The organism is Providencia sp. JUb39 (genome assembly GCF_012272845.1).
GTDB lineage: Bacteria > Pseudomonadota > Gammaproteobacteria > Enterobacterales > Enterobacteriaceae > Providencia > Providencia lanzhouensis.
In genome coordinates this window covers 102,786-128,586 of record NZ_JAAWXD020000001.1, presented here as the reverse complement: position 1 = coordinate 128,586, position 25,801 = coordinate 102,786, and the positions used below count along the sequence as shown (strand labels likewise).

30 protein-coding genes and 1 pseudogene are annotated in these 25,801 nt (G+C 39.7%); 19 read left to right on the top strand and 12 right to left on the bottom strand.

Annotated elements, in window-relative coordinates:
• The first annotated feature begins 185 nt into the window (after nt 1–185).
• Both HFU86_RS00585 and HFU86_RS00580 read left to right on the top strand, forming a co-directional pair.
• Nucleotides 186–1,004 (top strand): purine-nucleoside phosphorylase, encoded by an 819-nt coding sequence (locus HFU86_RS00585; protein WP_132497004.1) that lies wholly within the window; start codon nt 186–188, stop codon nt 1,002–1,004.
• Nucleotides 1,005–1,128: 124 nt separating this feature from the next.
• On the top strand, nt 1,129–2,385 hold the full coding sequence (locus tag HFU86_RS00580) for a nucleoside permease (protein ID WP_187128517.1): 1,257 nt from the start codon (nt 1,129–1,131) through the stop codon (nt 2,383–2,385).
• A 214-nt stretch (nt 2,386–2,599) separates the two neighbouring features.
• On the opposite strand, the pseudogene HFU86_RS19725 reads toward HFU86_RS00580, so the two are convergent.
• Nucleotides 2,600–2,808: pseudogene (locus tag HFU86_RS19725) on the bottom strand (type II toxin-antitoxin system death-on-curing family toxin); the annotation flags it as partial.
• 442 nt (nt 2,809–3,250) lie between these two features.
• On the opposite strand from HFU86_RS19725, the gene HFU86_RS00575 reads away from it, so the two are divergent.
• From HFU86_RS00575 to HFU86_RS00565, 3 genes are read left to right on the top strand one after another with little or no spacing between them, the layout of a single operon-like run.
• Entirely contained in the window at nt 3,251–3,832 is a 582-nt protein-coding gene (locus tag HFU86_RS00575) for an ABC-three component system protein (RefSeq protein WP_187128516.1), read from the top strand.
• Nucleotides 3,826–4,326, top strand: coding sequence for an ABC-three component system middle component 5 (locus HFU86_RS00570; protein WP_187128515.1), 501 nt, complete (start codon nt 3,826–3,828; stop codon nt 4,324–4,326). The genes HFU86_RS00575 and HFU86_RS00570 overlap by 7 nt, the downstream gene beginning before the upstream one ends.
• The gene (locus HFU86_RS00565; protein WP_187128514.1) at nt 4,313–6,247 is read left to right on the top strand and encodes an AAA family ATPase; all 1,935 of its coding nucleotides are present in this window, start codon (nt 4,313–4,315) and stop codon (nt 6,245–6,247) included. Before HFU86_RS00570 ends, HFU86_RS00565 begins: the two co-directional genes overlap by 14 nt.
• A gap of 125 nt (nt 6,248–6,372) precedes the next feature.
• On the opposite strand, the gene HFU86_RS00560 is transcribed toward HFU86_RS00565, so the two are convergent.
• Both HFU86_RS00560 and HFU86_RS00555 read right to left on the bottom strand, forming a co-directional pair.
• On the bottom strand, nt 6,373–7,764 hold the full coding sequence (locus HFU86_RS00560) for a hypothetical protein (protein WP_187128513.1): 1,392 nt from the start codon (nt 7,762–7,764) through the stop codon (nt 6,373–6,375).
• Between the two features lie 381 nt (nt 7,765–8,145).
• The gene (locus HFU86_RS00555) at nt 8,146–8,331 is read right to left on the bottom strand and encodes a helix-turn-helix transcriptional regulator (RefSeq protein WP_187128512.1); all 186 of its coding nucleotides are present in this window, start codon (nt 8,329–8,331) and stop codon (nt 8,146–8,148) included.
• A 203-nt stretch (nt 8,332–8,534) separates the two neighbouring features.
• On the opposite strand from HFU86_RS00555, the gene HFU86_RS00550 reads away from it, so the two are divergent.
• Both HFU86_RS00550 and HFU86_RS00545 read left to right on the top strand, forming a co-directional pair.
• Complete coding sequence (locus tag HFU86_RS00550) at nt 8,535–9,233, top strand: hypothetical protein (protein ID WP_187128511.1); 699 nt, start codon at nt 8,535–8,537, stop codon at nt 9,231–9,233.
• Between the two features lie 53 nt (nt 9,234–9,286).
• Nucleotides 9,287–9,586: a hypothetical protein gene (locus HFU86_RS00545; protein ID WP_187128510.1), complete on the top strand. Its 300-nt coding sequence runs from the start codon at nt 9,287–9,289 to the stop codon at nt 9,584–9,586.
• Here the strand turns inward: HFU86_RS00545 and radC (HFU86_RS00540) are convergent.
• The 3 genes from radC (HFU86_RS00540) to HFU86_RS19925 all read right to left on the bottom strand — a co-directional run bounded on the left by radC (HFU86_RS00540) (nt 9,583) and on the right by HFU86_RS19925 (nt 11,114).
• Nucleotides 9,583–10,071: a RadC family protein gene (radC, locus tag HFU86_RS00540; protein ID WP_187128509.1), complete on the bottom strand. Its 489-nt coding sequence runs from the start codon at nt 10,069–10,071 to the stop codon at nt 9,583–9,585. The two genes, HFU86_RS00545 and radC (HFU86_RS00540), sit on opposite strands and share 4 nt — an antisense overlap.
• Nucleotides 10,072–10,083: 12 nt before the next feature.
• A complete protein-coding gene (locus tag HFU86_RS20030) occupies nt 10,084–10,629 on the bottom strand; it encodes a hypothetical protein (protein ID WP_187128508.1) in 546 nt (181 codons plus the stop codon).
• Between the two features lie 113 nt (nt 10,630–10,742).
• Nucleotides 10,743–11,114 carry a helix-turn-helix domain-containing protein gene (locus tag HFU86_RS19925; RefSeq protein ID WP_187128507.1) on the bottom strand — a complete coding sequence of 124 codons (372 nt, stop codon included), beginning with the start codon at nt 11,112–11,114 and terminating at the stop codon, nt 10,743–10,745.
• 385 nt (nt 11,115–11,499) lie between these two features.
• Between HFU86_RS19925 and HFU86_RS00525 the strand changes: the two genes are divergently transcribed.
• The 3 genes from HFU86_RS00525 to HFU86_RS00515 are packed head-to-tail and all read left to right on the top strand — an operon-like array spanning nt 11,500 to nt 12,661.
• On the top strand, nt 11,500–12,027 hold the full coding sequence (locus HFU86_RS00525; protein ID WP_187128506.1) for a hypothetical protein: 528 nt from the start codon (nt 11,500–11,502) through the stop codon (nt 12,025–12,027).
• 13 nt (nt 12,028–12,040) lie between these two features.
• Nucleotides 12,041–12,400: a hypothetical protein gene (locus HFU86_RS00520; protein WP_187128505.1), complete on the top strand. Its 360-nt coding sequence runs from the start codon at nt 12,041–12,043 to the stop codon at nt 12,398–12,400.
• Nucleotides 12,401–12,454: 54 nt separating this feature from the next.
• Entirely contained in the window at nt 12,455–12,661 is a 207-nt protein-coding gene (locus tag HFU86_RS00515; RefSeq protein ID WP_187128504.1) for a DNA translocase FtsK, read from the top strand.
• A 300-nt stretch (nt 12,662–12,961) separates the two neighbouring features.
• On the opposite strand, the gene HFU86_RS00510 is transcribed toward HFU86_RS00515, so the two are convergent.
• The 3 genes from HFU86_RS00510 to HFU86_RS00500 form a co-directional block, all read right to left on the bottom strand.
• Nucleotides 12,962–13,489 carry a hypothetical protein gene (locus tag HFU86_RS00510; RefSeq protein WP_187128503.1) on the bottom strand — a complete coding sequence of 176 codons (528 nt, stop codon included), beginning with the start codon at nt 13,487–13,489 and terminating at the stop codon, nt 12,962–12,964.
• A 47-nt stretch (nt 13,490–13,536) separates the two neighbouring features.
• A complete protein-coding gene (locus HFU86_RS00505) occupies nt 13,537–14,796 on the bottom strand; it encodes a tyrosine-type recombinase/integrase (RefSeq protein ID WP_187128502.1) in 1,260 nt (419 codons plus the stop codon).
• A 196-nt stretch (nt 14,797–14,992) separates the two neighbouring features.
• Nucleotides 14,993–15,856, bottom strand: coding sequence for a YicC/YloC family endoribonuclease (locus HFU86_RS00500; protein WP_132497006.1), 864 nt, complete (start codon nt 15,854–15,856; stop codon nt 14,993–14,995).
• A gap of 123 nt (nt 15,857–15,979) precedes the next feature.
• Here HFU86_RS00500 and rph point away from each other — a divergent pair, with 123 nt between their 5' ends.
• Nucleotides 15,980–16,693: a ribonuclease PH gene (gene rph, locus HFU86_RS00495; protein WP_036950714.1), complete on the top strand. Its 714-nt coding sequence runs from the start codon at nt 15,980–15,982 to the stop codon at nt 16,691–16,693.
• A 130-nt stretch (nt 16,694–16,823) separates the two neighbouring features.
• Entirely contained in the window at nt 16,824–17,465 is a 642-nt protein-coding gene (gene pyrE, locus HFU86_RS00490; protein ID WP_187128501.1) for an orotate phosphoribosyltransferase, read from the top strand.
• 54 nt (nt 17,466–17,519) lie between these two features.
• Here pyrE and slmA read toward each other — a convergent pair whose 3' ends face one another.
• From slmA to coaBC, 3 genes are all read right to left on the bottom strand, one after another.
• On the bottom strand, nt 17,520–18,116 hold the full coding sequence (gene slmA, locus HFU86_RS00485) for a nucleoid occlusion factor SlmA (RefSeq protein WP_036950718.1): 597 nt from the start codon (nt 18,114–18,116) through the stop codon (nt 17,520–17,522).
• A gap of 233 nt (nt 18,117–18,349) precedes the next feature.
• Nucleotides 18,350–18,805, bottom strand: a complete 456-nt coding sequence (gene dut, locus HFU86_RS00480) for a dUTP diphosphatase (RefSeq protein ID WP_132497008.1) — start codon at nt 18,803–18,805, stop codon at nt 18,350–18,352.
• Nucleotides 18,777–20,033: a bifunctional phosphopantothenoylcysteine decarboxylase/phosphopantothenate--cysteine ligase CoaBC gene (coaBC, locus tag HFU86_RS00475; RefSeq protein ID WP_132497009.1), complete on the bottom strand. Its 1,257-nt coding sequence runs from the start codon at nt 20,031–20,033 to the stop codon at nt 18,777–18,779. The genes dut and coaBC overlap by 29 nt, the downstream gene beginning before the upstream one ends.
• 182 nt (nt 20,034–20,215) lie before the next feature.
• Between coaBC and radC (HFU86_RS00470) the strand changes: the two genes are divergently transcribed.
• The 7 genes from radC (HFU86_RS00470) to HFU86_RS00440 all read left to right on the top strand — a co-directional run bounded on the left by radC (HFU86_RS00470) (nt 20,216) and on the right by HFU86_RS00440 (nt 25,786).
• On the top strand, nt 20,216–20,881 hold the full coding sequence (radC, locus tag HFU86_RS00470; RefSeq protein ID WP_187129803.1) for a RadC family protein: 666 nt from the start codon (nt 20,216–20,218) through the stop codon (nt 20,879–20,881).
• A 253-nt stretch (nt 20,882–21,134) separates the two neighbouring features.
• A complete protein-coding gene (rpmB, locus tag HFU86_RS00465) occupies nt 21,135–21,371 on the top strand; it encodes a 50S ribosomal protein L28 (RefSeq protein WP_004265123.1) in 237 nt (78 codons plus the stop codon).
• A gap of 11 nt (nt 21,372–21,382) precedes the next feature.
• Nucleotides 21,383–21,550: a 50S ribosomal protein L33 gene (gene rpmG / locus HFU86_RS00460; RefSeq protein ID WP_004265124.1), complete on the top strand. Its 168-nt coding sequence runs from the start codon at nt 21,383–21,385 to the stop codon at nt 21,548–21,550.
• 211 nt (nt 21,551–21,761) lie between these two features.
• A complete protein-coding gene (gene rfaQ / locus HFU86_RS00455; RefSeq protein ID WP_132497010.1) occupies nt 21,762–22,826 on the top strand; it encodes a lipopolysaccharide core heptosyltransferase RfaQ in 1,065 nt (354 codons plus the stop codon).
• A gap of 1 nt (nt 22,827) precedes the next feature.
• Entirely contained in the window at nt 22,828–23,952 is a 1,125-nt protein-coding gene (locus HFU86_RS00450; RefSeq protein ID WP_187128500.1) for a glycosyltransferase family 4 protein, read from the top strand.
• The gene (rfaP, locus tag HFU86_RS00445) at nt 23,945–24,742 is read left to right on the top strand and encodes a lipopolysaccharide core heptose(I) kinase RfaP (RefSeq protein ID WP_187128499.1); all 798 of its coding nucleotides are present in this window, start codon (nt 23,945–23,947) and stop codon (nt 24,740–24,742) included. The genes HFU86_RS00450 and rfaP overlap by 8 nt, the downstream gene beginning before the upstream one ends.
• Before the next feature lie 69 nt (nt 24,743–24,811).
• On the top strand, nt 24,812–25,786 hold the full coding sequence (locus tag HFU86_RS00440) for a glycosyltransferase (protein ID WP_187128498.1): 975 nt from the start codon (nt 24,812–24,814) through the stop codon (nt 25,784–25,786).
• The last annotated feature ends 15 nt before the right edge of the window (nt 25,787–25,801 follow it).

Below are 25,801 nucleotides of genomic sequence, written 5' to 3'. Positions count from 1 at the left end.
TCGCTAGTGGAATATCCCGCTATAAAGCTAATCATTCAAGATTAACAGATTCACATGGCGAGTACTTTAACAGATATCATGTTTATCAACATTTTCTCAAAATGAGATTAAGATCGCTGTTAGATTTTCTAATTACGTTATTATCCCAATCATCTTCTTTATTTGATTTGATTGCGGAGCGCATTATGCACAACACCAAAGATATCTTAGAAAGCCTGAGTTTTATCCAATCTCGTACGGATATGAAGCCCACTGTTGGGATCATTTTAGGGTCTGGATTAGGCCCATTTGCCGATACATTAGAAAATGCGGTGCATATTCCTTATAGCGAAGTACCCCATTTCGCGAAGTCTGAGGCAGTAGGTCACGCGAACGAGTTAGTGATCGGGACGATTGCAGGCAAAACTGTGGTGGCGATGAAAGGTCGTTTCCACTATTACGAAGGTTTTTCGCTGGATCAAGTGACATTCCCTGTGCGTTTAATGAAAGCGCTGGGTGTGGAAAAATTGATCATTACCAACGCCTGTGGTGCGGTGAATACGGACTTTAACCCGGGCGACCTGATGGTTATCACTGATCATATTAACCTGACGGCGAATAACCCATTAATGGGGCCAAATAATCCAGAGCTGGGCGTACGTTTCCTTGATGTCAGCGAAGTGTACAACAAAGAGCTGCGCCAAAAGATTTTGGATGTTGCGAAGGAGCAAGGTGTGTCTCTGCGCCAAGGCGTGTACGCATGGTGGACGGGACCAACTTATGAAACACCAGCCGAAATTCGCATGATCAGAACTCTCGGGGCTGATGCGGTGGGTATGTCGACAGTACCTGAAGCGCTGGTGGCTCACCATTCTCAGATTAAAACAGTCGGTATTTCCTGTCTGACCAACATGGCATGCGGCATTTTAGAACAGCCTTTGAGCCATGATGAAGTGATTGAAACGGCTGAAAAAGTGAAAGCAACCTTCTTAAAATTAGTGACTGGCGTGATTGAACGCTTCTAACTTTTTATCAAATTAAGATTTTTATCAAATTAATAGAAAGACAGTGCGGGAGCGGTTTTCCTTTGGGGCGTTATCGCCGAGCTGAGAATGTTACCCGCCAAATTCACTCCAAACGGAGCCTAGTATGAATATTAAGTCTCGTTTAAAGGTCATGCTTTTTCTGCAATATTTTGTTTGGGGAAGTTGGCTGGTGACATTGGGTGCCTACATGATGAAAACCTTGGATTTTTCAGGGGCTGAAGTCGGTATGGTGTACAGCTCGAAAGGGATTGCCGCTATTTTGATGCCCGGATTAATCGGCATCATTGCGGATAAATATATTCCTGCAAACCGCCTGTATATGCTTTGCCATATTATTTGTGCCGGTTCGTTGTTTTACGCTGCGACGGTGGCGGATCCTTCAGTGATGTTCTGGGCAATGTTAATCAATGCGATGGCATTTATGCCGACTATCGCCCTGTCGAACACCATTAGCTACTCATCGCTAAGTCAGTATCAGCTAGACTCTGTTGCCAATTTCCCGCCAATTCGTGTCTTTGGTACTGTCGGGTTTATCGCCGCGATGTGGAGTATTAGCTTACTGAAATTTGAGTTGAGCAGTATGCAGCTGTATGTGGCGGGAAGTTGCTCGTTGCTGCTCGCGATGTATTCCCTGACATTACCAAAAATGGCGGTAAATAAGCAGGCTATCACCACCAGTTGGATGAGCAAGCTTGGGTTAGATGCATTAGTGTTGTTCAAAAAGCCGATTATGGCGGTATTTTTCCTGTTTGCGATGCTACTGGGTGCGGTTCTACAAATTACCAATACGTTTGGTAGCCCATTCTTGCATGATTTTGCGCGTAATCCGCTGTATCAAGACAGTTTGATTGTTCAGTATCCATCGATTTTGCTGTCAGCTTCCCAAATGGCGGAAGTGGCGTTTATTCTCGCTATCCCATTCTTTTTAAAGCGTTATGGTATTAAAACCGTCATGCTGCTCAGTATGCTGGCATGGACATTGCGATTCGGCTTCTTTGCCTTCGGTGACCCATCGACTATTGGTTTGATGTTCTTAATTATGTCGATGATTGTGTATGGCTGTGCGTTTGATTTCTTCAATATTTCAGGTTCTATTTTTATTGAGCAGGAAGTGGATCACCGTATGCGTGCCAGTGCACAGGGGTTGTTTATGACTATGGTGAATGGTGTGGGTGCCTATTTTGGGGCGATATTGAGCGGATTGGTCGTTGACTACTTTAGTGTGGACGGTGTGAAGGATTGGCAGTCAATTTGGCTGGTGTTCTCGTCCTACACCGTAATATTGGCCGTGATCTTCTACTTCTCTTTCCATTATAAGCACCAGCGTGAGAAACCGTTGGAAATGGCAAAAGCGGGTTAAGGTTGAGTTTGATTTAATAAAAAAGCCAGCGAATTCAGTGAATAAGCTGGCTTATAGTTATTCTGAAAAGTGAATTTTATTCGATTGAATTTGAATATTGAATGTTGATATATTAACATTGATTTTATTGGTTTTTTGTTAATCTATCTTTTGGTTAAGTACACACTTAAGTACACAGAATGTAAGGGTGCTCATCGAGTTGGGTTGAAATTGTCTACTCGTTCCTGTGCTCTAGCTGGCTAACGGTCTTCTCTCCTGTGGCCGATACCGTTAAGTTTTCCAGCGTATTGTCGGTATCACGGATTCTGATACCGTTGAGATAGAGAAAGGTCATAGTAACATGCCGTCATTAAAGATGTGACTGCGAGCGATAATCACCCAATAAGTGGCAGTTAGCTCAAATACGTCTGTAGCACCTTCATATGTACTAAGCAATCAGAAGTAAGTATTCGGAACCAAGGTAGATTCCTGTTCAGGAGATGTGTCTTACATGACTTTTATAATTGATTGTAAAATAATAAATATTTATAATTGATGTATAAAATATATACTGCGATCACAATAATTTATTTAATTGTTTGCATGTTGTATTGCAATATTGTTTGATTTCTATTTTAACATTATCTACCGCGTTTTTTAAGTAAAGGAGAGAAAAATGGATGTTAATTGGGTTAGTAATCTAATTAGTGCTCTTTTGGGATTGGGCGCTGGTTGGGCGCTGAGAATTGTGTACACAAGCGTCAAAAATCGCACTAGCATTAATTCAAATAATAATAATTATCAAGTTGAACAAAATAAGAACAAAGTCTCTAACGGAAGCGTTGTTGGTCGAGATCAAAGTAATTCGCATTGAGAGGGATGAAATTTGTTTACACAACAATCATCAAAAGTTAGGCAAGCTGGCAATACTGTGGATGGTGGGGGTAGTATTGTTGCTGGTAATCAAACTAACGATAAGCATTATCACTTTCACTCCCCTGTAAATAGTGAGTTGTTTGAACTCTATGAGAAAATGGCAGATGGCTCTGGAGAACTATGTTCAGATTTTTGTGAACAATTAAATCACTATTTAAGTGTACAAAATGAGACGGATGTACGTGGTTTAGATGCCAAATTAAGTGAAAGCAATAGGGCGTATTTATTAATTCCTGCAAAAGAAATGAAAGAAAAAGCATACAAGGAAGTAATGCGTACTCAAACATCTCGAACAGCACAGAGGATATTTGTGATTATACTTGATCGCATTTATACAAATTTTTTGATGACAATTACTCCATTAATTCAAGAAGGTAATGAAAATTCAGTAATCGATAAAGAGACTAATGAGTTAATCAATTCTATATATGAGTCTTTAGGAAGTAATTTATTAAAATTAACGCAAAGAGATCTTTTAGGGTTGTTATTTTTTCTTGGTGGAAATTGCCATATTAGGTGGGATAAATGTTAATTTACCATCCAGCATATGACGCATATCATTGTTTGTTTCGGATGATTGCAATTGTTGATCATGTACAAGAGTTAGAGGTTGATAAAGCTAGAATTCTTGATTTTTATATGATTTTTCCGTCCTTAATTCAAAATATTAGAATGCCGGTGAATTATAGTCAGATAAAGAAATTAGCGAAATTATATCATAACCAGTATCATGATCCAATTAGTCAAGATATAACATTTAAAGATATGTATCAAATTCAGTTGGCTGCAATTAAATGTTTGGCCGCGACAGGTTTAATAGTTAAAGAAAAATTAAACAGGGGATTAATATATAGAACGAATATGAAAATACCTGATGAATTACTTATTTCTATGAAAAAATATTTAGAAAGAAGGGATGATATCAATAGTTTTATTATCGAAAAGCTTTCTCAATTTCATCTTTTTGGCAAGGATGGATTGAAAGATAGAACAGGGTTAATGGAGTATAGATATGACTTTTCTTAAACCAACACTTATGGTAAGTGAACTAAAAGTTTTTCAACAGGGTCATGAAGCTTTTAGCTGCTTATTTCATAAAGGGGTTAATGTTTTAAGGGGAAGAAATAGTTCAGGTAAGACTACTATTATGGATCTTTTGGCATTTTCTCTTGGTGCTGAAAATATCAAATGGAAGCCTGAAGCATTGTTATGCTCTATGACGTTAGTTGAAGTTTCTCTTAACGGTAAACCCGCATGTTTTAAGAGAGAAATCAGTGAAGAGTCAATGAGACCTATGAGTATATTTTGGGGGAATATGGCTCAGGCAATAGAATCATCGCCGAGTCAATGGGAAACTTATCCCTTTAGGCGTTCAGAACAAAGTTTAAGTTTTTCTCAAATAATATTAAATGCTTTAGAACTTCCGTTAGCGCAGGGCGATGGCGCGTCGATTCTGACTATGCATCAGATTCTCAGAATATTATATGCAGACCAACCGTCTCTTCATAGCCCTATTTTTCGTAGCGATAGTTTTGATAAACCTCTAACAAGAGAAACTATTGGTGATTATATTTGTGGTATATTTGATGATAAGTTATATAGCTCTCAAATACGTCTCAAGCAAGTTGATGTGGAATTAGCAAAAAGAATTTCCGAATTAAAGAGTATATTTCTTATTTTAGGAAGATCTGGTCAATCTGAAAATTTACATTATATTGATGAAAAAATTACGGAACTTGAAAATAGAAGAATGTCTTTATTAGATAAATTATCTCAAATAAAAAATAGAAGCTATGAGTTAGCTAATGATAATAAAGCTGATAAAGATAAAACATCTAATATAAGAAAAGCTTTAAACAAAGCTAAAGCTTTAGTACAGAAAAATAAAAGTGATATCGAGAGTTTGAAACTTGATATAGCTGATTCAGAAATGTTTGTTAATGAGTTAGAAGAACGTCTGCTTAATTTAAATGAATCTGGTGAGGCTAAAAAATATTTTGGTTCAGTTAAATTTAATTTTTGCCCCAGTTGTTTAAGTGAAATAGATATTGCAGATGAAAATTGTTGTGGTTTATGTAAATCTCATCTTCCTAAAGGCAAGGAGTCATCACAACTATTACGAATGAGAAATGAGATATCTGTGCAATTAAAAGAATCAAAGTTTTTATTAGAACACAAGTATAAAAAATTATCAGAATTACAATTAAAATCACCTCAATTAGATAAAGAAGCAAAGAAACTTGTACAAGATTTTGATATTTCGATAAATAATTGGGAAAGTTCTTTTGAAATAGAATTTGAAAAGGTGTCAAAAGAGATCGGAGCAATTGAAGAAGAAATAAATCAGAGTTATGAGCATAAGAAGCTTCATACTGTTATTACCGACCTTCAACAGTCAAGAGATGCTCTACAGAAAGAGAAAGAGGAGCTAACTTCTCTGGTTGAGTCCCTACAAAATAAAGAGCAGAGTAGGCGGAATGATATTGCAGAAACTGTAAGTAATATTGCTATTAGGTTATTAAAAGAAGACCTTGAAAGACAGTCTGAGTTTATCGATGCTAAAAATGTGAGTTTTAGTTTTTATGAAAACTCTGTCACTGTCAATGGCTCAATTAACTTCTCTGAAAGTTCTGCCGTTGTATTGAGACATATTTTTCATCTATCATTGCTTAGTGCTAGTCAAAAAAAGGAATACATGAGGTTGCCACGTTTCATGATGCTTGATGGAATAGATGATGGTGGAATGGAAAAAGAAAGAAGCCATAATCTTCAACAGATTATTGTGAAAGAAACATCAAATTATGAGAATGATTTTCAGCTGATTTTCGCTACTTCAGAAATCAATCCTGAATATGAAAATTCCTCTTTAACTGTAGGGCGTCATTTCAAAACAGAAGCTCGCTCTCTAGATATAAATAAAACTGCTATCACTGGGACGTTAATTTGATTTTTTAAATTATATAAATTTTCGTTCACAACATTGCTAATCTAAAGCAGGGTTAATAACCAATAAAATGTTTTGGCATTATCCCTGCTTTAATTAAATAGATAAATATAGAGCAGAGTTGCTACTCATGTTTTTAATTCCAACCTAATAAACTCATGTTCTGGTTGAATAATCTCATCAATTGCAGCAAATCCATCGTGGTCTAACATACAAATTTTTCCGGGGTTTAACCGTATAACCTCGCGTATGTAAGCTTGCTCAATACCCGTAACCATGTGCGTTAGTAACCCTTTATTTTGTGCAAATTTACTGTAAGTTATGCTCCCATTGTCGTCTTTCCGCTCATACTTTTCCTGCTTTAAATTCAGCACCAATCCAATATCATTAGGGTATAGATTATACTGCCGTGGTGATGCACAATTTTTACGGTGTTGCCGTTTAATACGGCGAACCAGCCTACCTAATGCTATACGTAGCGGCTTTGCTTGCTGTTTCCACCATGTAAGCAATTTTTTGGCTTCAGCTTCATTGTTACCCAGCCAATGATAAACATCTTCCCCTATCCCGTTTTGTATACCAACGGTTACCTTTCCAATCTTATAGATCGTCGCAAGAACAAGCAGTTTGCTCTGTTTACGCTCAAGCCCTGATTTTTCCATGATGGTTTGATATAGCGCACTATCAACCCGATAGTCTATGTCATAGCGTGCAAAGAGTGTATTGAGACAAGCCAAGCTGCACCCAGCAATATCATAGTTCAACAAACCCGTACGAAAAGCCGTTTTCAAGTCACCAGGTAAGTTTTGATATGCTTTATCGTAGAACCTGCCGCCAAACGTCAGTTTATAGGTATGATCGTAGGTAACATAATCTCCTTCAGCTTTGGCGTTATACAGATGGTTAAGACTGCGGATCCCCTGCTTATAGTAAGGCATTGGGATGTGTTCTTTCAGTTGCTCGATAAATCGCATATGCATCCGGCCTCTTGATACACCTTTTAACCACTGCTTTTCCCGCTTTTTTAGCTCATATTGACTTTTAGGGATGAGATCAACGTTATGCTGTGGAGCTTTTCCTGTTTTCTTTAGCAGCGTCCATACGTCGAAGGTTTCACCAGTATCTACATCAGCCAGCAAAAGTTGCCCAATATCATCGATTGGTCGTTTGGGATCAAATAGCCAGCGATCAGATTTACGTTTCTTGCTGTCTTTAGCGGCTTTTCCTGCATGAAACTCCAGTTCTGGTATCAGTTTGGGGAGTATTTTTAAAGGATATGCATTCATTCTTTTTCCTTTTACTAATATCCACCAGCGCCGTCCCAGTGCATTAAAATCGGTGCGAATAGTGCGTTTTGTAATGATTGTCCAGCCATTTTCCTCGCTTTCCAACCAGATATGGGTGAGGAAGCGTCTTAAGCATTGCCTGCGATTTATTTGCATTTGACCATTATCTACAACCATATTGCAGATTTCCTGAATTCGGTCATAGGTCCATTTTGGGATTTTCCTGTTATTCATGAGTATTTCCTGCGTTATTTCACAGAGCAGCCTTGTTCCCGCATGGTCTGGGTTTGCGCTTGGAGGCGCACCCACCAGCGGTTCCGGCTGCTCTTTAAAACGATTTCATCTCCATTGATTTACCCCCTAATTCATTAAATGAATGCTTGAATAGAATGAGGGATAGTATGGTTAAATGGGAGGAGACCCTGCTCCCCCCATTATGTGTAGTAAATTTTCTATACTGTTGATCAGTAGCCATGTCTGATACAGGAACCCCTTGAGTAGAGCGCCTGCCAGTGGGATCGGCTCATTTTTTACTACTTCACCACATTCAATGGGTTAGTGTATTTTTTCCATTTTTAAAAATGGAAACAGCCATAAATGCCAGATGTCTGTTCATTATTGGCGGTTGCTGATCCATGCGTTGATCTCTGATTCAAGCCAGCCAACGGCACGCCCTCCCTCTCCTGTCAATTTCCTCGGTTTCGGGAAAGTACCTTTTGCTATTTGCCGGTAGATAGTTGCCCCTGCAAGACCAGTACGATTAACGACTTCTTTTTTACGAAGGATGCGATCTTGGTACATAACGTTGTTCCTCTTTTGTTAATGGAACAATGCGTTTAAAGAGGGCGGGTTTTCTCCTTTGGAGAGGGGAGGCAGTAGTTTTCCTACCTATCGGTATATCATGTTGATTAATAACAACTAAAATAGTTGAAAAATATTTTTACTCACCAGATAATATTGAGACTCAACTTTTCACTTGAGTCTCAATAGAAATGGAGGGTTAAATGGATACCAGTCAAGACGACTCATTGAATGAGGTCGTAACATATTCATCAGAAGAACAAAGCGAGCATCGCAGTGAGAATATAAGTGCAAGAAGTCAGAGGCAGAGATGCGAAGCATTTAAAAGTGTTGGCCTGAGTCTTAAGAAAGCGTTTTTAGGACAGGATGCATTAGAGAAATTGGCCTTTATTTACAACGTTCAGTATGGAAAAACGCTTAATGTAAATGAGCTCAGTTACGATGTATTAGGTGATTTGCTCAGCTTTTGCATCAACAAATGTTATAACAGCAAAGAAATGGCTATAGATCGTAAGAGACCGGTTCCAACGATAAAAGCCGCTATGACACCAGCAGGACAGCTACTCTATCGGTATTATCAAATGGCTATGCCTCTTGAGGATGAAGAAAAAGATGCTATGGCAATTGCAGAAAAATTCAATGCTGAAAATAAGCGTGGAAAGCAATATTTTCCACATATTAGCCAAGTAGATAGTAACTTTAAACTTGCGCCATTAGTTGAAGAGGATGGTTATGAAGATGCTTTTATTGATGAACAGGGTAATCAGGAGTGGCTTCCAAGGGAAATTCAAGCGCTGTGGGATAGAGAACTAATTAATAAACAGATTTCTACGTGGAATGAACAGGCGCTTTTAATACGTGGAACTAATCCGTTGAAGAAGAATAAAAAGCGTAAAAGTTAGCTGCCGTTGTTATTCTAAGGTGTGAGCATATTCTTTAATAGGAAAAATAAGTAATGAATGTAGAAATGCAGGAGCTAAGAAGAATTGTATTTAAAAATTATTACATTCCATCTGTTGAATCTATCAGCAAGGTTGGTAGGTATTGGATTTCAGAAACTCGACCAGTTGCGCACATGCTATCAGCCTTGTTAAAAGAAGCTGGAATGCACGTAATTTTGTGTAATTTCCCGCCGCGCTGGGAATTTGTTATATGCCTTGTTGATAACTATGAACGTGATTCTCTTTTAGAAATAGCATATAGGCGTCATGAGTTACTTGAACAAGGCGCTGATGAGGCTAATCTTCCCATTTAAATTAATCCACGCTCAGCAAATGAAAGGCTCTCGTTACCCGCCACAATAAAGTGATCCAGTACTCTGACATTCACTAGTTCAAGCGCATATTTCAACTTTAACGTAATGTGTTTGTCGGCTTTGCTTGGCTCAGGAGCGCCGCTTGGATGATTGTGAACAAAAATGATAGCGGCGGCATTTAATGATAGTGCTTGCTTGACAACTTCTCGGGGATAGATGGCAGTTTCGTTAATTGTTCCTCGAAACAGCTCCTCAAACGCTAACACTTGGTTCTGATTATTGAGAAACATAGCACAAAATACCTCATACTCATAGGATGCCAGCTTTAATTTAAAGTATTCACGGGTTTGATTGGGGGAAGTTAATTTAGTACGTCGTTTGAATCGTTTGGCTAGGAATGTATTGGCTATATCAAAAATATCTTGCTCAGTAACGGGATTGTTAATAGTGTAATAGCCTTTCTCTTTAGCTGGTTTAAATAACATGATTGTTCTCACCTAAAATAGTCGTTCAATAAAATAAATAGCTGAGGGGAATAGTGTATGTCGTGTTTTTTGAGGTATTAAGGAGAAGGACTTATGCTGTGCTTTTACATTGCCACAACTGTCAAAAAAATAGAAATATTTATTATCCGCACCAGTAATGATCGACCAATGTTCTTGTGTTCCAAATAATATTACTCGTTGATAAAGATTGTTCTTATCATTAATAAAGGTAAATATATCTTTTATAATATTTTTAGTGCGGAGTTTAATTTTGTATTGATAAGGTTTTTTGATTATTAGAGGGTAGTGCTTAAGATAATATCCTTGTTGGAGGGTTGATTGAATTAGATAGTCCATTTCATCATCATCTAATCCAGATGATATTAAATCATAAATGTCGTATCGGTATTTATATTGTCGCAGTAATAAGTTAATAAGGTGTTTTCTTTTTATCCGCCCATCATATAAATAAGCTAGTACATTAACTAAACTATATATACCACATAAACAGTCTAAGTGACCTTGTTGGGACGCTCGTAACCCTCTATTATATTTCAATAGATAATACCTTAGCTTGATTTTGAATATATACTTTGGATAGTGGAAATACAATATTTACCACTTTTAGCATTATATCAATCTCAATACTAAAATGCAAATGATTCTTATTATCATTTGATTAACTTATCAAGAAGCACAACAAAAGCATGTTGCTGCTCAGTAGATAGTTTTGTCCATAAAGTATCCAATTGAGTTTTTAACTCCTCTGTTTTTACACTCAAGTATACCTTATCAGACTCTTGCTTGATTTCTTCGTCATGACTGGTAAAAAACCAGCTAATTGGTGTGTCCAAATAGGCAGCAATATCAATTAAGTGGCTGACATTGATCTTATTAGTTCCTCGTTCATAACGAGAGAGTTGTTGTTGTGAAACCCCAATCTTTTCAGAGAGGCTAGCTGCCGTTAGCTTACTTTCTTTGCGGCGTTGCTGAATGCGCTTTCCAATAAGTTTATCGGCTTCTGTTACCGTGAGTTTTGACATTGAACCACCTACCTTAGTATCACGCTTTACCTAGTAAGTGGAATTTTCGGCTACGTTTGCACTTGTATAAATATCACTATTAGTGTAATAATGGCCAAACAACACTCGCTTATGGACATTTTTATCAAAAAGGTATCTTTAAAAGGAAGAAAAGATTTTGGCTAAGTGTAAATATTGTGGTTTGACCGCTAATGCGGGCCAACCCTGTAAGAAAAGTCCAACTGATTATCATGTCGTTGATCACGGGAAACGAAAGTGTATCTACTGTGGTGCGGTAGCGTCAGTAGGCCAACCTTGTAAGAAAAGCCCAACCAAACATCATATCAATGGTGGTTAACCCCATGTTTTTTCATTATTATTAAATAGTTATAGGATTTAATATGATATGGCAACCACAATAAAAAACGTTGTTGAAAGTTTCGAGTACCTATTCTGTTCTCTCTATAGGCAAGAGTTTGTCAAAACGTTACGTCTTAATGAGTGTAACGAAAGAGAACTTTTACCGCTGGTAAGATGCTACCTTTTGGGGTGGTTTGGTGACAACCTTACACCAGAAGTACAGGCAAAGCTTCCTGGCACATTGACGGGCAATGGCTACATTGATTTTGTCATTGATGATGTCGCTATAGAGTTTGCCGTTAGACGCCCTGATGCTCCTAAAGCAACACTTGCAGCATACACAAATTCCACTGAAATAAAAAAGCTGATGGCATATGACGGTAAGGCCTTACTTGTGCTGTTTGACTTCTCATCTACGCCATTTACGCCACTACAGATTGAAGCTTTCAAGGGATGGCATTCTCTTCTACACGGAAACCATAAAAAATCCGCTTTCAACGTTGCTTATTTCTATGTAAAGAAACGGCGACCACTCACATTTGGAAAAATTGCAAAAAACATTCGTGTTAACTAAGGAATAATAAATAATGAGATTATCGAAATCTGTTTGGTTATTATCCATATTACCTACGCTCTTATTAGTTGGATGTAAAGAACAAACGCCAAAGTGTAGCGATGAATCAACCAAAGCGGTTATTCACCAATTATTGGAAAGCCGTTGGAAATCATATGATGGTTCAGATGCAACTTATGACATTGAAAATATAAGAACGCTAGGATACGACGGTTCAACAGGAATAAGACAATGTGCCGCTGATGTTGGCTATACTGTTTATCCCAAACACCCTAATTCTAAATCTTTTTCACATAGAAAACCCGTTACTTATACCGTTCAAATTACTGATGATGGAGAGAGTGTGTATGTGAATATGATGGGTCTTAGATAGTGTGAAAGAATCTAGGTTAGATGAACTTATTACAATTAAAGAGGGAAATTGATTATGCCAAGTACACCTCAAGTTATACAGATAAACGATCAAAAAGATCCGCTGATGCCAGAAGTTCGCGAATGGTCTGCGCAGAACCAGTTAATGGAGACAACACGATCTGAAACATCAAAAATATCCAGAATACAACGACATTTCCGCATTGGTTTTAATCGCGCTGCTCGTATTCTTGATATGCTGGAAGCGGAAACTACGACTTGAAATTAATACCGTGAATAACCAATTACATAATATCGACCTTAGCGATACTAATCTTTTTTGTCCACGTTACAATTATAAAGTGTAATATTTTAGTGTATGGCAGGCGGTAAAATAGCTATCTTTTAATCACAAGAGCATCTTGGGGGGAGGGGGGCGGATTTTAGATCACCACTAACTTCGATATGTACTCTTTAACATTAACGATATATAACGTGTACAGATAACACTTATAGCATTACCATTAATAGTTAAAATTAATATACATTTTTAATGTTAGGTAGCATAGTATTTCGGGTTTATCTATTTTTTCGGAATCTTTTTTAAAACATCATCGCGAGATTCACTTAAAAGACTCCCAAAAAACAGACTTTGCGATGCTGCATATTTTAAAGCTGGTCCTGTGGAGTTTATTTGCTCTAATAGCCGCTGTCTTGCAATATAAGTGGGTTTTATTCTTCTATTAATATCATCCCACCATTCACGTCCATATTTTTTAGTTATCTTTTTTCTTATCCTTTCAATATATGCATTTTTATCGATTCCATTATAAGATGCCAGTAAGCTAGCCCAAATCATTTTTTTATGGATGGGTAATGGATTGTACTCTCTTTCGATTAATTCCTCCCGTACTTCTGGATGAATAATCAGACTGCCATCAGTAATTTTACGTTTTATCCATAATCGTTCAGCAGAATCATAGATATACTTTTTATCTTCTTTTGGTAGTTCTGATGTGGGTATATACCAATGCCATTCTTCAAGATTATCAATAAGAGATAATTTTTTTATTATATCTTGGTATTTTTCAGTATTACCCCCACTGTGCATATTTACTCTCCTATTGTTCCTGAATTTTCTATTTACATGATATATTGTTACTTTAGCCTCTTCATTGGCACTACATTATAATCCTCACCTCGTTCCAACGATACCAACAATGCAGCCCATTTTTCCAGAGCTGCTTTACGTTCTTTGAAGTATTCATACCGATTATAGATACCTTCAACACCCTTGATTCGGTGATTCAAACAACGTTCTGCAACGACAGGATCTACACCTAATGCAGCCAAATGTGATCGGCCAGTACGACGGAAATCATGGATAGTGAAGTTTGGTACATCAGGGAGGTTACTGCGTACTTTTGCCAGCGCTACGGGTAGGGTGCTTTCCTGAATGTGAGGGATCATTTTGTGCTGCATTTTACGTGCAGGCAAGACCCACTGGCTGTTGAGAGACATTTGGCGTAGTTCTAAAAGCCATTCAACGGTTACTGCTGGTAAAGGGATATCAATAGCATCGCCATTTTTTACCCGCTCAGCAGGTAAATGCCAAATGGCATTCTCTAAATCAAACTCAGCCCACCGAGCACCGCACAACTCCATCTTTCTACAGCAGAGGGCAAGTAATAGCTTCATTGTTAGTTCATTTTGACGGGAAAATCCTTTGGTAATCTGCATTGCCTCAAAGAACTTAGCCAGTTCTTCTTGGGTTAGCCAGCGCTCACGAGGTTTTTCTTTACCACCAGCATCTGAAGTATCAAAAGCAGTTGTTGGATTAGTCTCTAGAATATGTCGTTTAATGCCGTAGTCAAAGATGCGCCGTGTCCAGCGAAGAACATCATTGGCAACTGTACGAGCACCACGAGCGTTGATTTTCTGGATCATTGCATCAATGTCTCGGGGACGGACGTCTTCAGCTTTAAGATGCCCAATATTAGGGGCAATATCTTTCTCAATACGGCGGCGTAGGATATCAGGATGCTTCCAACGACCTAGTATCTGGCGCTCAAAGTATTCTTGTGCTAGCTCGGATACCTTTAATGCATTCTTTTCTTCTTCTATTTTCTTTATGGCTTGGGCTTTGCGTTCTTGCTTTTCCCCAGCTACATCGTGACCTAATGCCACCTGTGCTGAAAGTGATTTAGCTGTTTCACGCGCTTTGGCGAGTGAAAGTTCAGCATAAGTACCGATCACCATTGCTCGCTGCTTACCCACAAACCGATAACGAAAGCGCCAAAATGGAATAGCATAATTTTTAGGAAAACATAGGTACAGCCCATTTCCATCAGAGCGGCCTTCAAAACGCTCTCCTGACTTTATCCAAGCCTTGATCTGTATATCGGTTAATTTAGGCATGTTTTACTCCAATATTACCTTTGTGTGTACATAATCTTCATGTATGTAGACCTCATTATGTACACAACTATGTACACGGTAAATGCGCGCTTTGGTGATATTATATGAGACTTTGTGGAATTAAAAAAGCCAGTATTTACACTGGCTTATAGGTGTTGGTGGTGTACTGTGAGACTTAGTGAGTTTACTTGAAAATCTACTCGATGTTTTGAATCTGTTCGCGCATTTGCTCAATCAGCACTTTGAGTTCAACAGCAGAGTTAGTCACTTCACTATTAATAGACTTAGAGGCGAGGGTGTTTGATTCACGGTTAAATTCTTGCATCATGAAATCAAGACGACGACCGCTGGCTTCTTTTTTCTTCAGAATATTGCGTGTCTCTTTGACGTGAGCTTCCAGTCTGTCTAACTCTTCGGCGACATCAACACGCTGAGCCAGCAAAATAAGCTCTTGCTCTAAACGATTACTATCTACTTGGATTTGTGCGTCGTCTAACTTGCTTTGCAGGCGGTCACGCTGCCATTGCAGGATTTCAGGCATATGTTGGCGAACTTTGGCAACTTCAACCAAAACACCATCCAGACGTTGCTCGATAAGGCTATGCAGCGCTGCACCTTCCGCTTCACGGCTTTGGATAAAGGCATCGATGGTTTCATCTAAGCCAGCCATTAACTGTTCACTAATCGCGTCTAAATCTTGTTCACCCGCGGACATCACACCTGGCCAGCGTAAAATTTCTAACGGATTAATCTCACCTTCATGGCTGTAATTTTTTACCCAGTTCGCCGCGCTAATCAGCTGGCGAGCTAAATCTTCATTGAGCAGTAACTCACCACGGTGAGCACCATCTAAGTCAAAACGTAGGTTACATTCGACTTTACCACGGGTTAGACGGGAACGAAGGCGTTCACGGATAACTGGCTCTAAGCTGCGAAATTGCTCGGGTAAACGGATATAGGTTTCTAAATAACGCTGGTTTACGGAACGCAGCTCCCAAGCCGCATTCCCCCATTCACCCTTGATATCACGGCGGGCAAAAGCAGTCATACTACGGATCATAATTCGTTCCTATCATTCATTAAGATAACAGGATTATAGCGCTATGACGGATGACAGGATAGGCATTATCCGATTAACAACGTATAATACGTGCCAATTTGAGTTGATAACGGAGATAACACCATGCGCCCAGCAGGTAGATTAGCAGACCAGATGCGTCCAATAAAAATTACGCGCAATTATACAAAGCATGCGGAAGGCTCTGTTCTTATTGAGTTTGGCGACACTAAGGTGTTATGTAACGCGACTGTTGAAGAGGGTGTTCCTCGTTTCTTAAAAGGTCAGGGTCAAGGTTGGGTAACCGCAGAATATGGTATGTTACCTCGAGCAACGAACTCTCGTAACCAACGTGAAGCGGCAAAAGGGAAACAAACCGGTCGTACTATGGAAATTCAACGACTGATCGCACGTTCATTACGTGCGGCGGTTGACCTGAAAAAACTTGGCGAGCACACCATTACGTTGGACTGCGATGTTATCCAAGCGGATGGCGGTACACGTACTGCAGCTATCTCAGGCGCGTGTGTTGCCTTGGTTGATGCACTGAACAACATGGTTGCTCAAGGTAAATTAGCGAAAAGCCCTCTGAAATCCATGGTTGCTGCGGTGTCTGTTGGTATCGTTAACCAAGAAGCGCTGTGTGATCTTGAGTATGTTGAAGATTCTGCTGCAGAAACGGATATGAACGTCGTGATGATGGATGATGGCAGAATGATTGAGGTACAAGGTACCGCAGAAGGCGAACCGTTCAGTCATGAAGAGCTTTTAGCTCTTCTAGCATTAGCGAAAACGGGGCTAGACACCATTTTCGAAGCTCAGCGAGAAGCGCTGAAATAGATTTATTATTAAATAGGCGGCTGAAAAGTCGCCTTTTTTATGCCCGCAGTTTATGAATACAGCAGCAAATAAACCGCGAAAGTAGTTCCAATTAAAAAAGACCAATACTAATTAATGAGGAGAATGACCAATGAAAGCCTATCAGCGCGATTTTATTGAACTTGCCATGAAAAAACAGGTACTGAAATTTGGTGAGTTTACGCTGAAATCAGGTCGTAAGAGTCCCTATTTCTTTAATGCGGGGCTGTTTAATACAGGGCGTGACTTGGCTCTTGTCGGTCGTTTTTATGCACAAGCGTTAAAAGAAAGTGCGATTGAGTGTGATGTAATTTTTGGTCCAGCCTATAAAGGTATTCCGATTGCGACCACAACTGCAGTCGCATTGGCAGAACATCACGATATCGATATGCCATACTGCTTTAATCGTAAAGAAGCGAAAGATCACGGGGAAGGCGGCACATTAGTGGGTAGCCCGCTACAAGGACGTGTTGTGGTTGTCGATGATGTGATTACGGCAGGTACGGCAATTCGTGAGTCGATGGAAATCATCAAACAGCAAAAAGCAACGTTGAGTGGCGTGTTGCTGTGTTTAGACCGCCAAGAAAAAGGGAAAAGTGAAATTTCTGCAGTACAGGAAGTGGAACGTGATTACGGATGCAAAGTGTATTCGATCATCACAATGAGCGATTTAATTACGTATTTAGCAGAAAAAGAAGATATGCAACAGCATCTTGCTGCGATGAAAGCGTATCGTGAGCAGTATGGGATTTAATTGAAAAAAAGCCCTCGCCCAATAATGGGCGGGGTGAGTAGTATAAATAAGCGGTTATTGTAACTGAGCCAAAATTAAAGGCCAGCGAGCTTCGAACTCTACCGTTGGACGGTAACGAAACTCAGAACGTACGAAGCGGGACAGCATACCTTCACAGAAGGCTAATAGTTGAGAAGCTAATAGTGATTCGTCATGGATAAAGCCTTGTCCATCACGAATTTTTTTCTCTTTTAATACTTGTCGCAGCTGTGATTCGATACGTTCGAATAATTGGTTAATGCGCCCTTGCAGCCTATCTTGCTCGAACATTAGCGCATGACCCGTCATTATACGCGTTAATCCAGGGTTTTTCTCTGAGAAACCTAAAATTAGCGCTAAAACCAGTTTAATTCGGACAAGAGTATCTTTTTCGTCCGTTAAAATCAGGTTGATGCGGGAAACAAGTGAATCTTCAATAAATTCAATTAAGCTGTCGAACATCTTCATTTTGCTTGGAAAATGACGATATAGCGCAGCTTCTGAAACACCAACTGTTGCAGCGAGTTTTGCCGTTGTAATACGCTGGCTGCCATCGCTACTTTCTAACATTAACGCAAGAGCCTGCAAAATCTCATCACGTCTGTTACGTTTTTGTATTGTATTCTCTGCCATGTCTGATAAGACCCCTGCTAAAACAGCAAGACAAACTATCCAAAATTTCGCTCTGAGTAAAGTCACTCTCAGAATAAAACAGGTTTAAAATATGTAGAGATTATAATCAAATCTAAGCCATTCACGAGGTACAAAAATACCGTACTGATTGTTTTTATTCATAAATATAGACGCTTGTAGGGCGCCTATATTCGGTATTTCAACGTGAATAGGTTCGATTTATTGGAGGCCCATTATTGGCGACCTGAATGACCGAAACCACCTTCACCGCGTTCAGTCGCGTCAAAGTCATCCACAATATTGAATTGCGCCTGAACAACAGGAACAAAGACCATTTGTGCCATACGTTCACCCGGTTCAACGGTGAATACTTTGTCACTACGGTTCCATACTGACACCATCAGTTGACCTTGGTAATCTGAATCGATTAAACCAACCAAGTTACCCAGTACTACACCATGCTTATGGCCTAAACCTGAACGTGGCAGAATTACTGCGGCAAGTTGCTCGTCTGCAATATGGATAGCGAGACCCGTTGGGATCAATTCAGTTTGACCCGGTGCTAAATCGATAGGTGCATCAATACATGCACGTAAATCTAAACCCGCAGAGCCAGTGGTTGCGTAAGTTGGCAGTGGAAACTCGTTCCCAATACGGGCATCAAGAATTTTCAGATCGATCTTTTTCATAACGTTGGAGTATCTCGTCAAGTAAATGGTGGCTTAATTCAATTTTACTACTGTGTGGTAATCGAACATCACCGTGGGCATCAAATAGATGTAGTGCATTGTTATCACTATTAAAGCCATTATCCGCTAAGGAAACGTCATTCGCACAAATTAAATCAAGTTGCTTTTGTTGGCGCTTTTGTCGTGCATATTCTTCGACATTTTGGGTCTCTGCCGCGAAACCGACTACATAAGGGCGATTTTGCGTCAATTTTCCTACACTTGCCACAATGTCAGGGTTTTGTACAAGGGTAATGGAAACTTCATTCCCTTGTTTCTTAATTTTATTCTCAGCGACGGTTTTAGCTCGGTAATCTGCAACCGCAGCACAGCCGATAAAAATATCTTGCTCAGTAATAGACTGGTGTACTTGTTCATACATCTCAAGGGCGCTCGTCACGTTAATGCGGTTTACACCATTCGGTGTTGCCAGATTAACAGGACCTGCTACTAGAGTGACCTTCGCTCCGCGTTCACTGGCAGCTTGCGCGATGGCAAAACCCATTTTTCCAGAACTATGATTACTGATAAAGCGTACAGGATCCAAATCTTCACGGGTTGGACCTGCCGTAACCATGATTGAAATCCCTTGTAGGTCTGAACGTGATTGCTGGCCCAAACATGATTGAAAGTGCTGATTCGCCAATTTCACGATAGCTAATGGGTCAATCATACGCCCTGGTCCCACATCACCACATGCTTGGCTACCTTCATCAGGACCCCAAATCATACACTGGCGTTGTTGCAGTCTGATTAAATTATCCTGTGTTGCCGCAGCGCGATACATTTGTTGATTCATCGCAGGCACGACGGCAATAGGCGCCGCAGATGCAAGACAAACGGTCGTAAGTAAATCATTCGCCATGCCAGCGCTTAATCGTGCGATTAAATCGGCAGTGGCTGGCGCTAAAATAATTATATCAGCCCATTTTGCCAATTCAATGTGACCCATTGCGGCCTCAGCGGCAGGGTCTAGCAAATCATCAGCGACCGGATAACCGGAAACGGCTTGCAAAGTAAGAGGTGTAATGAACGCTTTTGCCGCAGGTGTCATGACAACACGTACAGATGCCCCTTCATCACGCAGTCGGCGAGTGAGTTCAGGGATTTTATAAGCGGCTATTCCACCACTGATACCAAGAACAATTCGCTTACCTAATAATGAGTTAACTGAAGTTTGTTGAGTCATGGTCTCTGTCCGATTTGGTCAACATGGGGGGCATCTTACCATATCAATGAGCTTGGTGAGAGAGCCGATTTTGTATCCCGATGCTATTTTTGCGAAGCGCTACGCAAAGGCTAGTTTATATGATTGCTCTGTGTATGTTGGCTGGCTACAAAGAGGGCAACGACGCGAAAGAGGATGAGTCGATGCACGAATGCATGGAGCTTTTACCACGAGAAAAAATGTTGGCATATGGAGCTGCATCATTATCTGATGCAGAGTTATTAGCTATTTTCTTACGTACAGGAACACGAGGTGAACCCGTTTTACAACTTGCTCAGCGTTTACTTCATGAGTTTGGTTCACTCTATTTATTAGTGCAAGCTGACTACGCAAAGCTGATTGAATGCAAAGGCTTGGGGGCTTGTAAATTAAGTCAGTTGCAAGCCGCTAGCGAACTCGCAAGGCGTTGTTTTTCTGCGCAAGTGCTTTGTGATGACATCATGGATAACCCCAATACATTGAAATCGAGGTTGCTTGAATTGTTTTCAGGGCTGGAGCGAGAGGTTTTCATGGTGCTATTTTTGAATAACCAGCATCAGGTGATTTGCCAGGAAGAGATGTTTAAAGGCACTATCAATCGCGTTGAAGTGCATCCAAGAGAAATTATCCGGTTTGCCATGAAAATGAATGCCAGGGCGATAGTGCTTGCTCATAATCACCCATCAGGAAACCCTGAGCCAAGCATGGCAGATAAGTACGTTACTGAGAAAATTCAGAGTGCTTGTGACATGATGGGGATTAAATTACTTGATCATTTTGTGGTTGGACACAAATCTTGCACCTCATTTGCCGAGCGCGGATGGCTGTAAAATTATTTTTTTGACTAAAAAATGACAACTTTTGCTGTGTTGGGCTTGAGTGAAAACGATTGAAAGCGTATACTACGCCACCTTTAAGGATCTCGGGTTTGACGAGAAGAGCCTATCTCAGTAAATTTTTTTGCTAAGATAAAGATATTTTGTTGATCACTTAAAAGTTTGCTGAGATGGGCTCCTAAGCCTGACGAGGCAGTCAAGCCCAGAACAAAAAAGCTCGAGCTGATTAGATTTTTGGAGAATAGACATGTCACGAGTCTGCCAAGTTACCGGCAAGCGTCCAATGAGCGGTAACAACCGTTCACACGCATTAAACGCGACCAAACGTCGTTTTTTGCCAAACCTGCACTCTCACCGTTTCTGGGTTGAGTCTGAGAAACGTTTCGTAACACTGCGTGTATCTGCTAAAGGTATGCGTGTTATCGATAAAAAGGGTATTGATGCTGTTCTTGCTGAACTGCGTACCCGCGGTGAGAAGTACTAAGGAGCTAAAAAATGGCTAAAGGTATTCGCGAGAAAATCAAGCTGGTTTCTTCTGAAGGTACAGGTCACTTCTATACCACTACGAAGAACAAGCGCACAATGCCAGAAAAACTGGAACTGAAAAAATTCGATCCAGTTGTTCGTAAGCATGTGATCTACAAAGAAGCAAAAATCAAATAATTTTGCTTTCTGCGTACGAAGAACCCAGCTTAGGCTGGGTTTTTTTATGTCAAAAATTAGCCATAAAGTGGCTATCCATAGGGATATTGATTAAAAACTATAACCATTAATCTGAACGTAGTAACATATTCAGTATTCATGGAATTAATAACGCATTTTATTGTCAAATATCCATATCAATTTATCTACTAGACCTGATTAAGAGCTCCTGGTGAAAAAACAGTATAAAAAAATTCTTGTAATCAAGATGCGGTTTCATGGTGACATGCTACTGACGACGCCTGTTATCAGCTCATTGAAGCAAAATTATCCTGATGCCCAGATTGATGTTTTGCTTTATCAGGACACCATTCCCATTTTGTCGGAAAACCAAGAGATCCATACACTATATGGCATGAAAGGTAAGAAAAGTGGTGGTTTGAGCAAAGCCTGCAACTTTTTAAGTCTACTGTTTAAATTACGTCGTAATCAGTATGATTTAGTGGTTAACCTTGCCGACCAATGGATGGTTTCGTTACTCGTTCGCGCGATCCCCGCAGAAACTAAGATTTCACACGATTTCGGTCATCGTGACTCGAAATTTTGGCGAAATAGCTTTACGCATCTCACTCCCCCTGAAGGGGAGCATGTTGTTTTAAATAATCTTTCTGTATTAAAACCGTTAGGGATCCAAGAACTCAAAACAGACCTAACCATGTCTTATGCGGAAGATGATTGGAAAAAAATTGATCAAAGACTGTTAGACCTTGGCGTTCACAGTAGCTATGTCGTGATCCAGCCTACTGCCCGGCAAATTTTTAAATGTTGGGATAATGAAAAATTCTCAGCCGTCATTGATGCGTTGCAGTCTCGTGGCTATCAAGTGGTATTAACATCGGGCCCAAGCAAAGAAGACTTAGCGTGTGTGAATGAAATTGCGGAGAATTGCCAAACCAAGCCAACGACTGAGCTTGCAGGAAAAACATCTTTCCCTGAATTAGGCGCATTAATTGCGCATGCTGCTCTTTTTATTGGTGTCGATTCTGCACCGATGCATATTGCTGCCGCGGTTAAAACCCCCATCGTTTGCTTATTTGGTGCCACTAACCATATTTTCTGGCGTCCATGGAGCGATAATGTGGTGAAATTCTGGGCGGGGGACTATGAAAATATGCCACCTAGAGATGAGCTAGACCGCAATAAAAAATATCTCTCCGTGATCCCTGCGAGTGATGTGATTGAAGCAACAGAGCAAATGCTGCCGATGAATATGCGCTCAATGATGGGAAGGTACTAAGATGGTGTTGGCATTTTGTCTGTATAAATATTTTCCATTTGGAGGGCTACAACGCGACTTTTTACGTATCGCGATGGCTTGCCAAGCTCGTGGACATCAGATTCGTGTTTATACCCAGTCATGGGAAGGTGAACGCCCAGAACAGTTTGAAATTATTATTGTTCCTACTAGTTCAGGTACTAACCATGGACGAAATGCCCAATATTGTGAATGGGTAATGGCACATCTGAAGCAACATCCTGTAGATAGAATTGTTGGCTTTAATAAAATGCCTGAGCTGGATGTATATTTTGCTGCGGATGTTTGTTATGCGCAAAAAGTGGCTGAAGAAAAAGGCTTTTTCTATAAGCTGACTCCACGCTATAAACATTATGCTGCTTTTGAAAAAGCGGTCTTCCAAAAAGGAAAGGCAACGCAGCTCATGATGCTCACTCCTCATCAAATTACCCATTTTGAAAAGCACTATGGAACGGAAAGTGACCGTTTTCACATGCTGCCTCCGGGTATAGCCGTTGATCGAAAATATGACCAACAGATTGTGGATGCTAAGCGTATTTATCGGGAAAAGAATCAAATTCCAGAGTCTGCATTTTTACTGCTTCAAGTTGGGTCTGATTTTAAACGCAAGGGAGTTGATAGAACTCTTAAGGCGATGGCAGCACTGCCTGAAAACATCAGAAATAACACACTTTTGATGGTGGTAGGGCAAGATAAACCCGCTAAATATCAACGATTAGCGGAAACGTTGGGAATTGCTAAACAAGTTTCATTTTTTAGCGGACGCAATGACGTTGCGGAGCTAATGGCTGCTGCGGATATTTTGATGCATCCAGCTTATCAAGAAGCGGCTGGGATTGTCCTGCTTGAAGCGATTGTTGCTGGATTGCCAATTATAGTCACTGAAGTGTGTGGTTATGCGTCCTTTATTGACAAAGCCCAATGTGGCGTGGTGGTCAATGAGCCGTTTGAACAGACGGTTTTAAATCAGGCTCTATGCGATAGTCTGCAAGATACACAAAAACGAACTCAGTGGGTAAACAATGCTAAATACTATGCGGATACAGAAGATCTGTATAGTTTACCGGAAAAAGCGGCCGATATTATTTTAGGATGCTCTAATGGTTGAGTTAAAAGCACCTTTTAACGAATTATGGAAAGATAAAGACCCATTTGTTGAAACAGATAAACTGGATGGCGAAGTCTTTCGTGCATTGGAAACGCGCAGAACATTGCGTTTTCAGCTTGATGATAAAAGCTATTTTATTAAGATTCACTATGGCACGACGCTAAAAGAGGTTTTGAAGAATTTATTTTCATTCCGTTTACCTGTTTTAGGTGCGGATCGTGAATGGAATGCAATTCATCGATTGACTGAAGCTGGCGTTGATACCATGAACGGGCGTGCTTTCGGGCAAAAAGGGTGGAACCCACTTCGACGTCATTCATTTATTATTACTGAAGACCTCACTCCAACAGTGAGTTTAGAAGATTACTGCGCTAATTGGGCAACTCAACCGCCTAAATTTAGAATTAAGCAAATGTTGATCCAGCGAGTTGCCGAGATGGTACGTAAGATGCATCGCATCGGAATTAACCATCGCGACTGTTATATTTGCCATTTCTTACTGCATCTACCGTTCACAGAAAATCTGCAAGATTTAAAAATTTCAGTCATCGATTTGCATCGCGCACAGCTACGGTCGTCAGTTCCTACCCGCTGGCGAAATAAGGATTTAATTGGTTTATACTTTTCGTCACTAGAAATCGGCTTAACTCAACGAGATATTTTCCGGTTTATGAAGATTTATTTTGAAATGCCGTTGCGTGAGATTTTGAAGAAAGAGCAACGATTAGTGCGAATCTCTGAGCAAAGAGCAGAAAAAATTCGCCAAAGAAGTTTAAAATATCGTTTATAAAAGATACTCAATATTAGCATCATAGACAGTTATTCAAACATTGTGATTGATTAGGTAAAAGGTAACGACATGATAAACAATGATATGATTAAATCATTGATAAAAATAAACGATAATCAAAACAGTGAAGATAGTTATTTTCACATTGGCTATGGTGTTGATGAGAAGTTTTTATACGGTGTCGGTACGTCAATTGCATCGGTTCTTCTCAATAATCAAGAAACAAATTTCCATTTTCACCTTTTTGTCGATAATTTGCCTGATGAAAAACTATTCCGTGGATTAATCGAAAATACTCCACATAAGTTAACTATTTACTTTATTGATAACGAAAAGTTTAAGCAGTTGCCACTCCCATCTAAAGCGTGGAGCCATGCAATCTATTTTAGATTGCTCATTATTTCATATCTCTCGGATACCATTGATAACTTGTTATATCTTGATGCTGACATCATTTGTAAAGGCAATATGGCAGAGTTAAAGACTTTACAATTTGATGAAAATACCTTTGTTTATGCAGTGAAAGATAAATTCTGTAGTGAAAAACAGCGTTTATCTATCGATATGAGCAAGTATTTTAACTCGGGTTTTTTATATATGTCTCTCAAGTATCTGGCTGAGAATGATATTCCAAACAAGGTTATTGAGTTAGTTGAAAAGAATGATTTTTCACACCCAGACCAAGATGCATTAAATGTGTTGCTCAACGATAAGTTAGTCAATATTAGTGAAAACTATAATTATATGTTTTCTCTTGATTGGTATATTACGAGTAAAGGGCATCTGACTAAGATCCCTGATAGCGTAGTTTTTATTCATTTTGTGGGGCTAACCAAGCCTTTCCATGAGTGGGCAAATTTCTATGAAGAATACGATTATTTAGAGCGTGCTCGCAAGAATTCACCTTGGAAAGATATACCGTTATTAAAGCCAGAAGGCTATAAACAGTTGTCTCGTAAGAAATCTCATCTAAGAAAAAATGGTAAATATCTTCAGTTTATCATGACGACAATTCAATACTTAATGAAAAAAGCGTCCCATTAGATGTTGCATTAAAAA

Coding starts and splice junctions, on each gene's coding strand:
- HFU86_RS00585 (WP_132497004.1), top strand. CDS start 186: ATGCACAACACCAAAGATATCTTAGAAAGCCTGAGTTTTATCCAATCT.
- HFU86_RS00580 (WP_187128517.1), top strand. CDS start 1,129: ATGAATATTAAGTCTCGTTTAAAGGTCATGCTTTTTCTGCAATATTTT.
- HFU86_RS00570 (WP_187128515.1), top strand. CDS start 3,826: ATGTTAATTTACCATCCAGCATATGACGCATATCATTGTTTGTTTCGG.
- HFU86_RS00565 (WP_187128514.1), top strand. CDS start 4,313: ATGACTTTTCTTAAACCAACACTTATGGTAAGTGAACTAAAAGTTTTT.
- HFU86_RS00560 (WP_187128513.1), bottom strand. CDS start 7,764: ATGAATAACAGGAAAATCCCAAAATGGACCTATGACCGAATTCAGGAA.
- HFU86_RS00555 (WP_187128512.1), bottom strand. CDS start 8,331: ATGTACCAAGATCGCATCCTTCGTAAAAAAGAAGTCGTTAATCGTACT.
- HFU86_RS00550 (WP_187128511.1), top strand. CDS start 8,535: ATGGATACCAGTCAAGACGACTCATTGAATGAGGTCGTAACATATTCA.
- HFU86_RS00545 (WP_187128510.1), top strand. CDS start 9,287: ATGAATGTAGAAATGCAGGAGCTAAGAAGAATTGTATTTAAAAATTAT.
- radC (WP_187128509.1), bottom strand. CDS start 10,071: ATGTTATTTAAACCAGCTAAAGAGAAAGGCTATTACACTATTAACAAT.
- HFU86_RS19925 (WP_187128507.1), bottom strand. CDS start 11,114: ATGTCAAAACTCACGGTAACAGAAGCCGATAAACTTATTGGAAAGCGC.
- HFU86_RS00525 (WP_187128506.1), top strand. CDS start 11,500: ATGGCAACCACAATAAAAAACGTTGTTGAAAGTTTCGAGTACCTATTC.
- HFU86_RS00520 (WP_187128505.1), top strand. CDS start 12,041: ATGAGATTATCGAAATCTGTTTGGTTATTATCCATATTACCTACGCTC.
- HFU86_RS00515 (WP_187128504.1), top strand. CDS start 12,455: ATGCCAAGTACACCTCAAGTTATACAGATAAACGATCAAAAAGATCCG.
- HFU86_RS00510 (WP_187128503.1), bottom strand. CDS start 13,489: ATGCACAGTGGGGGTAATACTGAAAAATACCAAGATATAATAAAAAAA.
- HFU86_RS00505 (WP_187128502.1), bottom strand. CDS start 14,796: ATGCCTAAATTAACCGATATACAGATCAAGGCTTGGATAAAGTCAGGA.
- HFU86_RS00500 (WP_132497006.1), bottom strand. CDS start 15,856: ATGATCCGTAGTATGACTGCTTTTGCCCGCCGTGATATCAAGGGTGAA.
- rph (WP_036950714.1), top strand. CDS start 15,980: ATGCGCCCAGCAGGTAGATTAGCAGACCAGATGCGTCCAATAAAAATT.
- pyrE (WP_187128501.1), top strand. CDS start 16,824: ATGAAAGCCTATCAGCGCGATTTTATTGAACTTGCCATGAAAAAACAG.
- slmA (WP_036950718.1), bottom strand. CDS start 18,116: ATGGCAGAGAATACAATACAAAAACGTAACAGACGTGATGAGATTTTG.
- dut (WP_132497008.1), bottom strand. CDS start 18,805: ATGAAAAAGATCGATCTGAAAATTCTTGATGCCCGTATTGGGAACGAG.
- coaBC (WP_132497009.1), bottom strand. CDS start 20,033: ATGACTCAACAAACTTCAGTTAACTCATTATTAGGTAAGCGAATTGTT.
- radC (WP_187129803.1), top strand. CDS start 20,216: ATGCACGAATGCATGGAGCTTTTACCACGAGAAAAAATGTTGGCATAT.
- rpmB (WP_004265123.1), top strand. CDS start 21,135: ATGTCACGAGTCTGCCAAGTTACCGGCAAGCGTCCAATGAGCGGTAAC.
- rpmG (WP_004265124.1), top strand. CDS start 21,383: ATGGCTAAAGGTATTCGCGAGAAAATCAAGCTGGTTTCTTCTGAAGGT.
- HFU86_RS00450 (WP_187128500.1), top strand. CDS start 22,828: ATGGTGTTGGCATTTTGTCTGTATAAATATTTTCCATTTGGAGGGCTA.
- rfaP (WP_187128499.1), top strand. CDS start 23,945: ATGGTTGAGTTAAAAGCACCTTTTAACGAATTATGGAAAGATAAAGAC.
- HFU86_RS00440 (WP_187128498.1), top strand. CDS start 24,812: ATGATAAACAATGATATGATTAAATCATTGATAAAAATAAACGATAAT.